This is a genomic window from Sediminibacterium goheungense (assembly GCF_004361915.1).
GTDB classification, from domain to species: domain Bacteria; phylum Bacteroidota; class Bacteroidia; order Chitinophagales; family Chitinophagaceae; genus Sediminibacterium; species Sediminibacterium goheungense.
The window spans coordinates 745,214-760,836 of the sequence record NZ_SNWP01000011.1; the positions used below are offsets into that span (position 1 = coordinate 745,214).

10 protein-coding genes are annotated in these 15,623 nt (G+C 37.9%); all 10 read left to right on the forward strand.

All coding sequences use genetic code 11. The features are described 5' to 3' along the window. Window positions 1-10: 10 nt before the first annotated feature. Complete coding sequence (gene asnB / locus BC659_RS10940) at window positions 11-1,918, forward strand: asparagine synthase (glutamine-hydrolyzing) (protein WP_133474792.1); 1,908 nt, start codon at window positions 11-13, stop codon at window positions 1,916-1,918. 1 nt (window position 1,919) lies between these two features. Then, window positions 1,920-4,046 carry a bi-domain-containing oxidoreductase gene (locus tag BC659_RS10945; protein ID WP_133474793.1) on the forward strand — a complete coding sequence of 709 codons (2,127 nt, stop codon included), beginning with the start codon at window positions 1,920-1,922 and terminating at the stop codon, window positions 4,044-4,046. Between the two features lie 21 nt (window positions 4,047-4,067). After that, the gene (gene wecB, locus BC659_RS10950; protein ID WP_133474794.1) at window positions 4,068-5,162 is read left to right on the forward strand and encodes a non-hydrolyzing UDP-N-acetylglucosamine 2-epimerase; all 1,095 of its coding nucleotides are present in this window, start codon (window positions 4,068-4,070) and stop codon (window positions 5,160-5,162) included. Between the two features lie 4 nt (window positions 5,163-5,166). After that, a complete protein-coding gene (locus tag BC659_RS10955) occupies window positions 5,167-6,759 on the forward strand; it encodes a heparinase II/III family protein (protein ID WP_133474795.1) in 1,593 nt (530 codons plus the stop codon). Beyond that, window positions 6,756-7,925 carry a glycosyltransferase family 4 protein gene (locus tag BC659_RS10960; RefSeq protein WP_133474796.1) on the forward strand — a complete coding sequence of 390 codons (1,170 nt, stop codon included), beginning with the start codon at window positions 6,756-6,758 and terminating at the stop codon, window positions 7,923-7,925. The genes BC659_RS10955 and BC659_RS10960 overlap by 4 nt, the downstream gene beginning before the upstream one ends. Then, window positions 7,922-8,848, forward strand: a complete 927-nt coding sequence (locus BC659_RS10965; RefSeq protein ID WP_133474797.1) for an NAD-dependent epimerase/dehydratase family protein — start codon at window positions 7,922-7,924, stop codon at window positions 8,846-8,848. The genes BC659_RS10960 and BC659_RS10965 overlap by 4 nt, the downstream gene beginning before the upstream one ends. Further along, window positions 8,838-9,812: an MraY family glycosyltransferase gene (locus BC659_RS10970; protein WP_133474798.1), complete on the forward strand. Its 975-nt coding sequence runs from the start codon at window positions 8,838-8,840 to the stop codon at window positions 9,810-9,812. The genes BC659_RS10965 and BC659_RS10970 overlap by 11 nt, the downstream gene beginning before the upstream one ends. Window positions 9,813-9,821: 9 nt before the next feature. Continuing rightward, a complete protein-coding gene (locus tag BC659_RS10975) occupies window positions 9,822-11,753 on the forward strand; it encodes a polysaccharide biosynthesis protein (protein WP_133474799.1) in 1,932 nt (643 codons plus the stop codon). 242 nt (window positions 11,754-11,995) lie between these two features. Further along, window positions 11,996-13,306 (forward strand): inositol-3-phosphate synthase, encoded by a 1,311-nt coding sequence (locus tag BC659_RS10980; protein ID WP_133474800.1) that lies wholly within the window; start codon window positions 11,996-11,998, stop codon window positions 13,304-13,306. Window positions 13,307-13,760: 454 nt separating this feature from the next. Then, entirely contained in the window at window positions 13,761-15,272 is a 1,512-nt protein-coding gene (locus BC659_RS10985) for a capsule assembly Wzi family protein (protein ID WP_133474801.1), read from the forward strand. Window positions 15,273-15,623 lie beyond the last annotated feature (351 nt).

Sequence of the window (15,623 nt, forward strand, 5' to 3'; positions counted from 1 at the left end):
AGAATAAATTATGTGTGCTATAGCTGGTTATGTTCTTGAAACTAATTTGAAAGAGAATCAAGCTTTAATTGATATTTTGAATCATCGTGGACCTGATGATAATGGTGTTTATATTGATAAAAATGTTGGTTTTTTTCATAATAGGTTAGCAATAGTAGATTTATCTTCTAACGGACATCAACCAATGTTGTCGAATGACGGAAGATATGTCCTTGTTTTTAATGGTGAGATATATAACCACCTAGATGTACAAAAAGAACTTATTGCATTAGGGTATACATTTAAATCTCAGTCTGATTCCGAAACCTTATTATATGGATTTATTCATTGGGGTAAAGATGTGCTGAACAAATTGAATGGAATTTTTGCCTTTTCAATTTATGATAAAGAAACGCGTAAAATTTTTCTGGCAAGGGATCAATTTGGTGTTAAGCCTCTTTATTACTTCATAAATGATGATGTTTTTTGTTTTTCCTCTGAGTTGAAAGCATTCAGAACTATCGATCATTTTAAAAGTACTCCTGATATTCACTCTTTTTTTTATTATTTGCAAGCTCTGTATGCTCCGGGAAAACTCACCCCTCTTCATGGCGTAAAAAAACTGCTGCCAGGCACCTTTTTGGAATTCAGCGTTAATGAATTTCTATTAGCTGAACCAGAAACCTACTATCATCTATCTTTTGAACCAGATATAACCAATCAATATACTGAAGAAGAATGGATCGATCAACTCGATGAACATCTTTGTAATGCTGTTAAAAGACAGATGATGAGTGATGTTCCAATTGGTTTTTTTCTATCTGGTGGACTAGATTCAAGTTTAATTGTTGCAATAGCGCGAAAGCTATATCCAGATACACAATTTCCATGTTTTACAATATCTACCGGCGAAGATATGGCAGCAGAAGGCTTTACAGATGATGAGTCTTATGCAAGAAAAGTGGCTGCCTATCTCAATGTGCCATTACATATTGTGACAGCAACAAGTGAAATTGAAGATGTATTTGATAAAGTCATCTGGCATCTTGATGAGCCTCAAGCTGATCCTGCTTGTATTAATGTTTTAAAAATTGCAGAAGAAGCCAGAAAACATGGTATAAAAGTTCTACTTGGTGGAACAGCTGGAGATGATTTATTTTCGGGTTACAGAAGGCACCAGGCAGTACTACTTGAAAAATACTATGATCTGATACCGCGATTCCTTAAATCTTTTATCAAACGGGTTATTCTTTTCTTTCCTTCAAAAAAGCCATTACTGCGCAGGTTGAAAAAATTAGTTACAGATTTAAATGTCACGAAAGAAGAAAGGTTTGCTGGATTTTTTATGTGGATTAGTGATGCAGAAATAAAAAAACTTTTTACCAAAAAAGCGAATGACGAAATTGATTTTAAGAATCTACCTAAACAATATTGGGAAAAATTATTAAAGGGACTACCAATCAATACAAATGATTTAAACAAATTACTTTTTCTTGAAATGAAAACTTTCTTGCCTGATCATAATTTAAACTATACTGACAAAATGAGTATGGCTGTTGGGGTAGAAGCGAGAGTGCCTTTTTTAGATTTGGAGTTGGTATCTTTCACGCAGAAAATGCCAGTGAAATATAAAATGAAAGGGAATGTTACAAAATATCTTTTACGAAAAGTTGCAGAACGATATCTCCCATATGACGTGATATATAGACCAAAAACTGGATTTGGTGCTCCTTTAAGGTCATGGATCAGTAATAACCTCAAAAGTCGTATTGATGATTTCCTTGATCATGGAATTCTTTTTCAAGAACAGATACTCGATCGTAAAGCTGTAAAAAGTTTGATTGAGAGAGATCAAAAAGGGGAAATAGATGCGGCATATACAATATGGGGTTTATTGGCGCTAGAATCTTGGTATAAGCAGTTTATAAAGAAAAGTTAGTATGAAACAAATTGTACAGAATTTAAGGACAGGAGAGACAATGTTGGAAGATGTGCCAATGCCTTTGCCTCAAAAAGCTAAGATTCTTATCAAAACACATTGTTCATTGGTTTCATTAGGAACTGAGAAAATGTTAGTTGAGTTTGGTAAGGGTAATTTGATCGCAAAAGCCCGTCAACAACCAGATAAAGTAAAACAAGTCTTGGATAAGATAAAGACTGAAGGGTTGATGCCAACTTTAGAAGCTGTATTTAATAAGTTGGGAGAACCTCTGCCGCTTGGTTATTGTAATGCAGGTGAAGTGATTGCCGTAGGCGAGGGCGTTACTGAATTTAGTGTAGGTGACAGGGTTGCCAGTAATGGACATCATGCAGAGGTAGTCTGTGTGCCGAAGAATCTGGTAGCTAAAATACCTGATAATGTGTCTTATGAAGAAGCCTCTTTTGCTGTAATAGGCTCTATTGGTTTACAGGGAATACGTTTAGTAAACCCAACTTTAGGAGAAACAGTTGTAGTCATTGGTTTGGGATTAATTGGTTTATTGACTGCAGAATTATTACTAGCGAATGGGTGTAATGTGATTGGTTTTGATTATGATCAAAGAAAAGTAAATCTTGCACAGCAAAAAGGTGTTCACGCGTTCAATGCTGCAGATGCAGATGTGGTTAAGATTGTGGAGTCATTTACCAATCAAATTGGTGCTGATGCAGTTTTAATTACGGCTTCAACTAGTAGCAATGATGTGATCAGTCAGGCAGCTAAAATGTCCAGGAAAAGAGGACGTATTGTGTTGGTGGGTGTGATCGGATTGGATATTAAAAGAGATGATTTTTATAAAAAAGAATTGAGTTTTCAGGTCTCCTGTTCTTATGGTCCCGGCCGTTATGATGAAGACTATGAACAAAAAGGGGTGGACTATCCTATTGGTTTTGTAAGATGGACGGAGAAACGCAATTTTGAAACCATTTTACAGGCTATCTCAAAACGTCAAATTACTGTTACTGATTTGGTCACCGAAAGAGTAGCATTAAAAGACTATCTCAGTATTTATAATAATCTCGGTAAAGGCTCTATTGCCTCAATTTTAGAGTATACGCCTGATCAGGTCCAGACGGAAAGATCAATTGAAGTTGTATCCAAAACTTGGCAAGGAAATGGGAAAGGAGTAATCGGGATTATAGGTGCAGGTAATTTCACAAAGATGACAGTGATGCCATCATTGAAAAATTCAGGAGCGCAATATAAATATATCTCTAGTGCGGGAGGATTAACTGCAACATCTTTGGCGAAGAAGTATGGTATTGCACAAGCAACCACTGATTATAAACTAATACTGGATGATCAGAATGTTGATTTGGTGATCATAACTACCCGACATGATCTGCATGCTAAAATGGTGACTGAGGCTTTACAATCCGGAAAGCATGTTTTTGTAGAAAAACCTTTGGCCATTAATCATGAAGAATTAGCAGCAATTATTGATACTTATCGTACAGTGAATAATGGAGCATCTGTTAATGTAGGATTTAACCGCCGGTTTTCACCATATGCTCAAAAAGCCAAATTACTCATTGGAGAAGCAGGATCTGATTTGAATATGATCGCTACGATGAACGCAGGTTTTATACCCAGAGATGTTTGGGTACAAGACATGAAAACAGGTGGTGGGCGTATCATAGGGGAAGCTTGTCACTTTATTGACCTGATGCAGTTCTTCTCAGGAAGTAAAGTAAGTGAGGTGGTGATGAGTGGCTTAGGAATACATCCGGAAGAGAATACGGATAATGCGATAATCACACTTCGATTTGAAAATGGAGCACAAGGAGTTATTCATTACTTTTCAAATGGAAGTAAATCCTATCCTAAAGAACGCATTGAGTTGTACTCTCAAGGCAGAACTCTTGTGATAGATAATTTCAGAAAAATGAGTGGTTATGGTTTTAGTAGATTTTCATCAATGCGATCCGGGTTGGATAAGGGACATAAAAATCAGTTTAAAACTTTGGTGGAGAATATTAAAACAACAGGTCAACCTCTGATTCCTTTTGAAGATATTATAAATACAACGAAAGCTTCCTTTGCAGCATTGGAAAGTTTAAGAACCGGCACTTGGGTTCAAATACAATAATTCTTACTTCTAATCATTTCCATGAAAATTACATTAATTGCAGGCGCACGTCCAAATTTTATGAAGATAGCGCCAATTATTGAAGCCATTGAACAACAACAAAAAAAAGGTTCGAATATTCATTACCGACTGATCCATACTGGTCAGCATTATGACAAAAACATGAGTGAAAGTTTTTTTGTTCAACTGGGTATTCCTGAACCTCATGCTAATTTAGAGAGTGGTGGAGGAACGCAGGCGGAACAAACGGCTAATATTATGGTGCGCTTTGAAAAAGAATTATTTGAACATCCAGCAGACGTTGTGTTGGTGGTAGGTGATGTTACTTCTACGCTTGCCTGTTCTATTGTAGCCAAGAAATTGAATATTGACGTTGTACATGTAGAAGCAGGCATACGCTCTTATGATATGAGTATGCCGGAGGAAATCAACCGCATGGTGACTGATGCCATAGCAGATCATTTTTTTACTACATCGGATGTTGCCAATCAAAATTTAAGAAAAAGTGGAGTGGCAGAAGATCGTATTCATTTTGTAGGAAATACGATGATAGATACATTGCTAAGACAGTCTCCCAATTTCAAACAACCTTCTATTTGGGATGATGCAGGACTAAAAAAAGGAGAATATTTTGTATTAACACTTCATCGTCCTGCCAATGTTGACGCTGAGCAAAAACTCAAGGAGCTCTTGGATACAATCATTGAAGGTGCAAAAGGATTACCCATCATTTTCCCGGTGCATCCTCGAACTGCAAAAAACTTACAATCATTGGGTATTCAAACCCATCATTTGTTTATGACAGATCCGATGTCTTATCTAGAGTTCAATTATCTTGTAAAATATGCGAAAGCTGTGATTACAGATAGTGGTGGTATTACTGAAGAAACCACTGTATTGAATGTACCTTGTATGACACTTCGTAATAATACCGAACGACCTGAGACGGTAACCATAGGAACAAATGAATTGCTAGGGACAGACCCTAGCAATTTGCCACCAGCTTTTGACCGTTTATTCAATGGTGAATGGAAAAAAGGAGATATTCCGGAATTATGGGATGGTAAGACGGGAGAACGAATTGTGACCATCTTAGACCAACTTTACAATAACTAATTGAATGCTTCTTAGATTTTTGCGTTTATTCCATACGCTGCGTTACATCAAGCGAATTCAATGGCAGTATCAATTATGGTATAGGGTTAAAAATCGGTTCATTTCAATACACTGGTATAGAAAATATCTACAAAGAAATTTTGCGACACTCGATGTAGAAGTATCTTCTATATTATGCTCAACCCAAAAAGAGTATTTTGGATGTAATCGATTCGAGTTTATAGGTTTAAAACAATCCTTTGGAGACTCTATTGATTGGAATTATCAAAATCATGGAAAATTATGGAACTATAATCTGCAGTACTTCTCTTACTTATTAGATGAAACCTTGCCTTCTGAAGAACGACTTCGATTACTAAAGGATTTTTCGTATCAATTATTATCGTCCCATGTTCAACCAGAACCTTATCCTGTTTCACTACGTGTAATCAATACTTTGCTCTTTCATTCGCGTTATCCCATCACAGATACTGTTGTTCTTGAAGCATTGCAAAAACAGATTGATTACCTCGATCATAATTTGGAGTATCATTTACTTGCTAATCATTTATTAGAAAATGCATTCAGTTTATTTATAGCTTCTATTTACCTATCAGATCGATCTCTTTATGAAAAATCTTATCAATTGTTAGTAACTCAATTAGATGAGCAGATTCTTTCAGATGGTGGACACTATGAATGTAGCGTAATGTATCAGAGTATTTTATTAAGTAAACTCTTACTTTGTATTAATGTAGCTAGAAAAGCAAGATCCTTCAATATAAACTCGCTAGCGTTTTTGGAAGAAAAGGCAGCGAAAATGCTTGGATGGATGAAAACATACAGTTTTCCGGATGGTACTTGGGCATTAATGAATGATGCGGCCGAAAATATTGCACCCACTACACAAGCTTTGAATCAGGCCGCAGATATATTGAATATTACACCTGCGCGCATTGTACTTAGCGATTCCGGATTTAGAAAGATGAAAGGATCAAATTGGGAAGTATTGATCAAAACAGGAGGTGTGCAGCCAGCTTATCAACCAGGGCATGTTCATGCCGATATATCTTCTTATTGTTTGTGGTATAATGGAAAACAAGTTATTGTAGATCCTGGAACATCCACTTATGCTATTTCTGAACAAAGAAATATAGAAAGAGGAACGAGTGCCCATAATACCATTTCATTCAATGGTCTTAATCAAAGCGATGTGTGGGGGGGGTTTCGGGTTGGGAAAAGAGCAATGGTTAAGAATATTGAGAACAATCTTGATGGTATTCAGCTATTGATCGAACATTTTTTTGACAGTAATTGTAAGCATAACCGAAAGTTTATAAAGCAAGATGAACACAGTTTCATAATCGAGGATGAAATTCAGCATCCTTTTTCTATGAGCTTAATATCTAATGGTAATATCCAATTTGCATCTGGTATTTCCATTAATCATCAAGATGATACACTTACATATGACGGCTTAACTATACGTCTGACAGGAGTTAATAATATATCAATTCGCGAGGGAGTTTACGCTCTTTCTTACCATCAGTTTCAGAAAGGTATTAGATTTGAATATAAAGCCTCTTTATTTAGTAGCTTTACTTTTCAATTTGTATGAAAAAGATTTTATACTTAAGTTTTTATTTTGAACCTGATTTATGTGCAGGTTCTTTTCGAAATTCTCCTTTAGCACGGGAATTAGCCAAACAATTAGAAGGAAAGGCTATTGTTGATGTGATCACGACTGTACCCAACCGATATAGTAGCTTTTCTGTTGAAGCGCCGCAGGATGAGCATAATGGCAATTTACGTATACGCAGAATCATACTGCCTTCACACAAAAGCGGTTTCATTGATCAGATTAAAGCTTTCTATCACTATTATAAGGAAGTGATGGAAAAAATTCAGTACACAGAATATGATCTTGTTGTAGCCTCCTCCTCGAGGTTATTCACAGCTTATCTAGGCTACAAGATAGCTTCAAATAAAAAAATACCTTTATACTTAGATATCAGGGATATTTTCACTGATACCGTGAACGATGTGATCTCTAACTCGTTTGTGAAAATGTTTTTATTACCTGTATTGAGAAAGATAGAATCTAAGGTATTTAACTACGCTAGCCATATCAATCTTATTTCTGCTGGGTTCAAGGGATATTTTTCAAAATATACGCAACCAAACTATAGTTATTATACTAATGGTATTGACCAGGAATTTATTCAGTTTTCTAATTTTGAGGAATTGTTAAACTCTAGTCATATCGTAATTACCTATGCAGGTAATATAGGAGAGGGGCAAGGGCTACATAAAATAATACCACAAGCTGCTAAGCAGTTAGGAGTTGGGTATCATTTCAGAGTGATTGGGGACGGAGGTGCCAGAAAATTATTAGAAGAGGCGATTTTACAAGAGCAAGTATCGAATGTATCTATTGAAAAACCAGTAAAGCGAACTGAGTTATTGGAAATATACAAGCGTTCACACTATTTGTTGATGCATTTGAATGACTATACTGCATTTGAAAAAGTTCTTCCTTCCAAAGTGTTTGAACTAGGTGCCTTTCCACGCCCAGTCATTGCAGGTGTGAATGGTTATGCTCGTTTTTTTATCGAACAGTATGTTTCCAATGTCATACTCGTCCATCCTGCTGCCCCTAACGAATTGGTGGAAAAGGTCAGGAATTACAGTTATCACATAGAAAATAGGGAAGATTTTATTCAATCTTTTAGCCGCAAACAAATAAATGCAGAAATGGCTGCTTCTATTAGCAATTATTTATGAATAAAGTATTCATAACAGGAGCATCTGGCTTTGTAGGAAAAAACTTACTCAATTATTTCCACGAAAGACAAGTTGATGCTGTTCCATTCTCACGAACTGAAGGAAACGACTATACGTTAATCGATTCGGTTTACTTAGACAATCATGGGATACGTACAATTGTTCATTTGGCAGGCAAAGCCCATGACCTTAGAAGGGTGGTGAATAAAGAGGAGTATTACAATGCAAACACATTATTGACGCAGCAATTATTTGATGCTTTTTTGGCCTCTAAGGGTTCAATTTTTATTTACATGAGTTCCATAAAAGCATCTGCAGATACATCGAATAGGCCAATAACAGAAGATATGAAGCCCATGCCTATTACCGATTATGGAAAGTCTAAATTAGCAGCCGAGGAGTATTTGCTAAAATATACTTTACCGTCAGAAAAGAGGTTATATATATTAAGACCATGCATGATTCATGGACCGGGTAATAAAGGAAATTTGAATTTGTTGTATAAAGTTGTTCAAAATGGTGTTCCATATCCTTTAGCAGCATTTAACAATGAACGTTCTTTCTTATCTATAGACAATCTCTGTTTTGTGATTGATCAATTAAATAAGCGGATGGAGATACCATCAGGTACTTATAATGTTGCAGATGATCAACCAGTAAGTACGAAGACATTGGTTCAAATCATTGCCAGTAGTTTAGGTAAAAGGGGTAGACTTTGGAAAGTATCACCTGCGTTGATTAAATGCGTTGCTAAAGTTGGGGATATTATCCCTTTACCGCTTAACTCTGAGCGATTGCATAAACTTACAGATAGTTATATCGTTAGTAACAGTAAATTACAATCAGTCTTAAAGACGGCAATGCCAATAACTGCAATAGACGGATTAAAAAAAACAATCGAATCATTCAAAGATGCTTCTTAGATATTCCATATTGATTCTATTTTGGGTAGGTATAGAATGGCTTTATTTTAAAATAGCCCGATACTATGCAATTGTAGACAAACCCAACGCTAGAAGCTCCCATCATTTAGTAACTATTAGGGGGGGAGGTATTATTTTCCCGATTGCGATACTTGTCGGGATATTTAATGAACAACCCATAAAATGGCTATTAATTTTAGCTTTATTATTAATCTCTGTACTCAGCTTTATAGATGACATCAGAAATCTAGATAGTAAGCTTAGACTTTTATTACAAAGTATTGCAGTTGCAAGTATGTTATACTTATTCTCTGCTCAGTTTTCAATGATGGGCATAATATTATTGTTCATTTTAATCACAGGTGTGATAAATGCTTACAATTTTATGGATGGAATCAATGGGATTACGGTATTGTATTCAATAGTAACATTAGGTAGTATGTATTGGGTAAAGCAAATAGTACCTTCGGTCTTATCTGATCAACTTTTCATTGCTTTATCTAGTTCGTTACTCGTTTTTGGTTTTTTTAATGTAAGAAAAAAAGCAGCATGTTTTTCGGGAGATGTCGGAAGCGTTTCCCTGGCTTTCATTTTTTGTTTTTTATTGTTGAAAATCACTATCTCAACCAACTTTAGTTGGTGGATACTCTTTTTGGGAATATATGGGATTGATTCAGTGTTTACAATCACTTGTAGGATTTTCCGAAAAGAACCTTTGATGCAAGCTCATCGGTCACACTTTTATCAATATCTGGCAAATGAAGCGGGATGGACACATATTCAGGTAAGTTTATTATTTGCTGTAGCGCAATTGATATTAAATATGTTTGTTGTTTATAGCTTTACCTCCAAACAAATTTGGCTTGCTTTAATACCTTTATTTGCATTTCTTACTATATATATTATATTTAGGCTGCGGTTTGAAGGTGCTCAACGGCTTTTTGTTCGTTACACTACAGGATAACTTTAACTTATGTTTCAGAAAATTAACATTGTACCTCGGTGGATTGTTTTTCTTATTGATTCTGCTATATGTGGATTCGCCATGGTATTTGCACATTTAATTCGCTATAATCTATCAGTCGAAGCGATGGATTGGCAGGTTTTGAGCGGAAACGTATTAATACTTCTTCTTATTAATTCTATTGTGTTTATCAATTTCAGAACTTATGCCGGCATTATACGCTATACGGGTATTCAGGATGCACTCCGAATCTGTTATGCAATACTGATGACAACATCTGTTTTATTTTTTATAGGGCTTGTTTCTACTAATACTGGTGGCGCATTAGCATTTCCTAACGTAACACTGATTATTTATGGATTATTTAGTTTCTTATTTCTTATTTCCTATCGTGTACTTATAAAGTATGTATTTGTTTATCTGCGCAATTACAAAATGGATCGTAAAACAGTCATTATTTATGGTGCAGGTGAAGCAGGTTTTGCTACAAAGAGAGTATTAGAGCATGATGCCACATCTAATGTTAATGTAATGGCTTTTGTTGATGATGACATGAGAAAAGTAGGGAAAGTAGTTGACGGAATTAGAATTCATCACACACTTGATCTTCAGGCTTTGACTTTAGGCCAAAAAATAGATGAAATTATTTTAGCAGCTTTTGCAATAGCTCCGTCCAAAAAAAATGAATTAGTTGATTTTTGCTTGGATCATGGAATTAAAGTCTTGAACGTCCCTCCATTAGACAAATGGATAAATGGCGAATTCTCTGCTCGACAGTTGCAAACTATTAAAATTGAAAATTTATTAGAAAGAGAGCCTATTCGTATCAATAATGAAAAAATAGCGAATCAAATTAAAGGGAAAAGAGTACTGGTAACTGGCGCCGCAGGATCAATTGGAAGCGAAATCGTTCGCCAATTATTACGATTCCAGCCTCAAACCATTATTCTTTGTGATCAAGCAGAGACTCCACTCCATCATTTAGAACTTGAATTACAGGAGCTGAATTTTAGTACTGCATGCATAACGTATTTAGGTGATGTGACCAATGAAGAAAGAATGCAGGAAATGTTTGATATGTATGAGCCACATTATGTGTATCATGCAGCAGCTTATAAACATGTTCCGATGATGGAACTTTGCCCATCAGAAGCAGTATTAACAAATGTAATGGGGACCAAGATTATTGCGGATCTTTCTGTAAAATACCATGTACAGCGTTTTGTTATGGTATCGACAGATAAAGCTGTTAATCCTACCAATGTCATGGGTGCTTCGAAAAGATTGGCAGAGTGTTATGTACAATCACTTTATCACTCTTCAGCCAATAGTGGGGAAAATGAAAAATTCACTAAATTCATTACCACCCGTTTCGGGAATGTACTAGGATCCAATGGATCAGTAATTATTCGTTTTAAAGAACAAATAGAAAAGGGAGGTCCGGTTACGGTTACCCATCCCAATATTACCCGATTTTTTATGACCATTCCGGAAGCTTGCCAATTGGTACTTGAGGCAGGTAGTATGGGTAGCGGGGGAGAGATTTTTGTGTTTGATATGGGCAAACCTGTTCCCATTGTTGATCTCGCAAAAAAAATGATTCGTCTGTATGGTTATGTACCCGGAATAGATATTGATATAAAATATACCGGACTTCGACAGGGTGAGAAACTTTATGAAGAATTGTTAATGGATTCAGAAAATACTTTACCTACTTACCATGAAAAAATCATGATCGCAAAAGTAAGGAGCAATGCAATTGGATCTATTCAGGATGAATTTGCTGCTCTGATTCGTCTCGCCAAACAGAAGGCTAATACAATGGATATGGTAGCTAAAATGAAGCAATTGGTGCCAGAATTCGTAAGTAATAATTCTGTTTTTGCTGAACTGGATAAGAAGAAGGATGAAGGGAATGTGGTAGCGATGAAGATTAGTTAGGTGTTAGGAGAGTGGTGAGCTGATTGATAATGATACTATTATTCTCATAGTTTGGTGCTTCTTGTCTCAATTTTAGGTTCTACCCTTAAAAATACTAGATATTGCTCTTCTGCCCGGTCTGTTTAGGGCAGGCCTATCCCCAAGTACCTAGTCCACTTCGGCAGGTTCATAGCAGGCTGAGTTCAGGGCATGTCTAACATCTAATTCCTTACCTTTGCGGTCTTTTCAATTATAAAATACACATGTCTACTAAAATAAGGGTTGCCATTGCGGGCATCGGGTCTTGTGCTTCTGCACTTGTACAAGGAGTTGAATTCTACTTAAGAAATCCAGATAATACCATTGGGTTGATGTATCCTGAGATTGGGGGATATAAAACTGCAGATATTGAATTTGTTCTCGGGTTTGATATTGATGAGCGTAAAGTGGATACTTTTTTACAGGAAGCGCTGTATGCTCAGCCGAACTGTAATATGCAGGTGATTGATCCTGCTTCCAAGTTTCAGTGTATTGAAACCAATGCCCGTACTTTTCGCGGGCCCACATTAGATGGTATTGCACCGCATATGCGTAACTATCATCCTTCCATTACTTTCCAGGAAGATCAAAAAGCGCATGAGATCAGTGCCGCTGAATACAAGGATTTACTAAAAAAATACCAGGTTGATATTTTACTCAACTATATGCCCGTAGGTGCAGAAGAAGCTTCGAAATGGTACATCACCAATGCCATTGAAGCAGGCGTGCATGTGATTAACTGTATGCCTACTTTCATATCCACCGATGATGCCCGTACATTGGAACTGCTGGCCATTCAGCATAAAGTGACCATCGTAGGTAGTGATATGCGCTCCAGCTACGGTGCCAGCCGCTTATCAGAAGTATTACAGGGTAGTATGATGGATGCCGGTTTGGTGGTTACCCAGCATATTCAAATGAATATGGCAGCAGGCACTACGCAGGGGCAGGAACATATTATCAATGGTCGCTCGGCCAATACCGACTTTCTCAATATGGCCGAAAAAGCCCGTCTTTATAATAAACATGTTTCGAAAGAGAATGTACTCAGTGGACAGTCTATTGTAAGAGGTAAGGGACTGGAGGGGATGACCATGTTCGCAGGTCCTTCGTTGACGGTGGTACAGCGTCCCGGTGGTGCTTATATGGGTACGGATAATAAAGTATGTAATATTGACCTCGTTGCCTATGGCTTTGCAGGTGCCCGCTACGAACTTACTGCAAGGTTATCGGTGCAGGATAGTCCGAACAGCGGTGGTATTGTAGTGGATGCCATCCGCTTTTGCCGTGTAGCGCGTGAAATGGATATTGTAGGTTATCTGCGTGGTCCTTCGGCCTGGTCGCAGAAAACACCGCCCGTTCAAATGACGACAGCCGATGCCAAATTTGAATGTGATGCGATGGCGAGAAGGGTGTATACCCCGATTACGGAACAGCAGAAGATCAGCCATCTTTATAATGGAGATATTTTATTGAAGGAGAAAGTTAAGGGGCTTACGTTTACCTTTCAGAAAGGTAAAACGGAATATGAATAATGCTCCGTCACCCTGAGCCTAGCCGTAGGGGCTCCCGACTTTATTGGAAAGTGCCATTTGGCAGAATTTTCTTTTTAGAAGGTTTAGTAGTATCATCAAACACCCTGCTTACTTTCTTTGTCATGATACAAAGAAAGTAACAAAGAAAAATCAAGGCTTTCGAAAAAAAGCTAAAATTCATGTCATTAGGCTACAACGGATGAAGTCTAAAGTCAGGCGGTAGAGTCAATTATTAAGCGAAGCTGTGCTTCAGCTTAGATAGAAAGCCAGGCACCATCCGTTGCTTAACGCTTCATTCCATGAATTTCTTAACCTGCCTGGCGGCAGACAGGCGCCTTTTTTCTGAGGCCGGTGAAGAGGAAATTTGCGGTATTTGAAGAATAGCTTTATACTTGAAACATTTCCGCAGAGTGCCATTTTCAAATTTCCAAATTTTCAAATTCCTAGCACCTTCATGCTAAATAAAAAATTAACCTTACTTAGCCTATTTAGCTTACTAGCACACTTATTGTTTTCGCAGACTTTGGAAGGAGGGATGATGCGTGACCTGCAGTTGCGGGATTTGCAGTTGTTGGGGAAGGGCCGCAGTGGTCGGAGTTTTGCGCTGCGCAGTGTCGCGTTGGGAGAACTGCCTGATTCTGCAGTTAGCAGCTTTAGAAAACCTTCTATTAGCCTATTACCCCTTAGCTGGCTTTCCCAGTTTAACAGCCAGCTACCTTTTAGTGAGAATGATGGCTCTTTGATTGCTGCCAAGGGCTTACAGACCCGTTTGAGTGGCGGGGTGCAGGTGAGGGCGGGTTTTGTGGAAATGCAGCTGGCACCAGAGCTGGTTTGGGCCGCCAACCCGGCTTATAGCACTACGGCTCAGTATGGATTTAACAATGGAAAATCTTTTCAGCGGATCTATCCCGGTCAGTCCACATTGCAATTGGTGGCGGGCGGCTTCCGGGGTGGTATTTCTACCGCCAACCAATGGTGGGGACCAGGGGTGCGTAACAGTTTACTGATGACCTATCAGGCGCCCGGGTTCACACATTTTTTCCTCGGTAGCAGAAGACCCCTGAAAACACCCATTGGTAGTATTGAATGGAAACTCATGGGTGGCTGGTTGCGTACCGATGGTGATCGATCTATGGAAAACCGTAACCTTCGCGCAGCTGATGCCATATTCGGACAGCGTAAGCGCTACCTGAGTGGTTTAACTATTAGCTACCAACCCAAATGGATACCGGGTTTATTTGTAGGCTTTAACAGGGTGATACAAACTTTTAACAAAGATTCACTCACCAGTACTTTAGGTGCTTTTGAACGCTATTTCCCTGTCATTGCACTTGCGGCCCAAAAGAAAAATGTGCTCAATGAAGATTTAGTGGATCGTGACCAGGTAGCTTCTTTTTTTCTGCGCTGGCTCTTTCCCAAACAACATTTTGAATTCTACATTGAATACGGTTACAACGATTACAAACTCAATACCCGTGATTATTTGCTGGGTACCAGTCATTCAGCTGCTCACATTTTCGGGGTTAAAAAAGTGATTCCCCAACATGGTGATAACCGTTGGATCGATATTACCCTTGAACTCACCAAAATGAGTCAGACCCCCGACCAGATGGTCAGGGATGCTGGTAACTGGTATGAACATAATCCAATTATAGAAGGTTATACCCATGACAACCAGATCATGGGTTCCATCTATGGTTTTGGTGCTGATGCTGTTTTCGCCGGCGTTAATTTAGTAAGAGGTGCCAAAAGACTGGGCTTCTTCATTGAACAGATTAACCGTGACCCTGTTAATCGCACTCAAAAGTGGGTGGATCTCGGTTTTGGTTTTACACCTCAATGGGTGAAAGATAAATGGATATTGGGTGGGAAAATGGAATTGGTGAGGACGAAGGGGTTTGCGTGGCAGACGGGGAAAAATGTAATGAATCTGCATGCGCAGATTGCATTACAATATAAATTATAATATAAAAATAGCCCGGTTACCCCGAGCAAAGCCGAGGGGAGGCTCCCGATTTTACCGGAAAATGCCATTTGGCAGAATTTTCTTTTTCATTTTAAGAAGCTTTGATTTTCTTTTAGAAAGTTTACTAGTATCATCAAACTCTCCGTTTACTTTTTTTTCTTGATAAAAAAAGTAACAAAAAAATCAAGGCTTTCGAAAAAAAGCTAAAATTCATGTCATTGCGCTACAACGGATGAAGTCTAAGGCCAAGCTATAGTTTTTAATTTATCGAAGCTGTGCTTCAGCTTAGGTAGAGAGCCAAGCATCATCCGTTGCTTAACGCTTCATTCCATGAATTTCTTTACCTGCCTG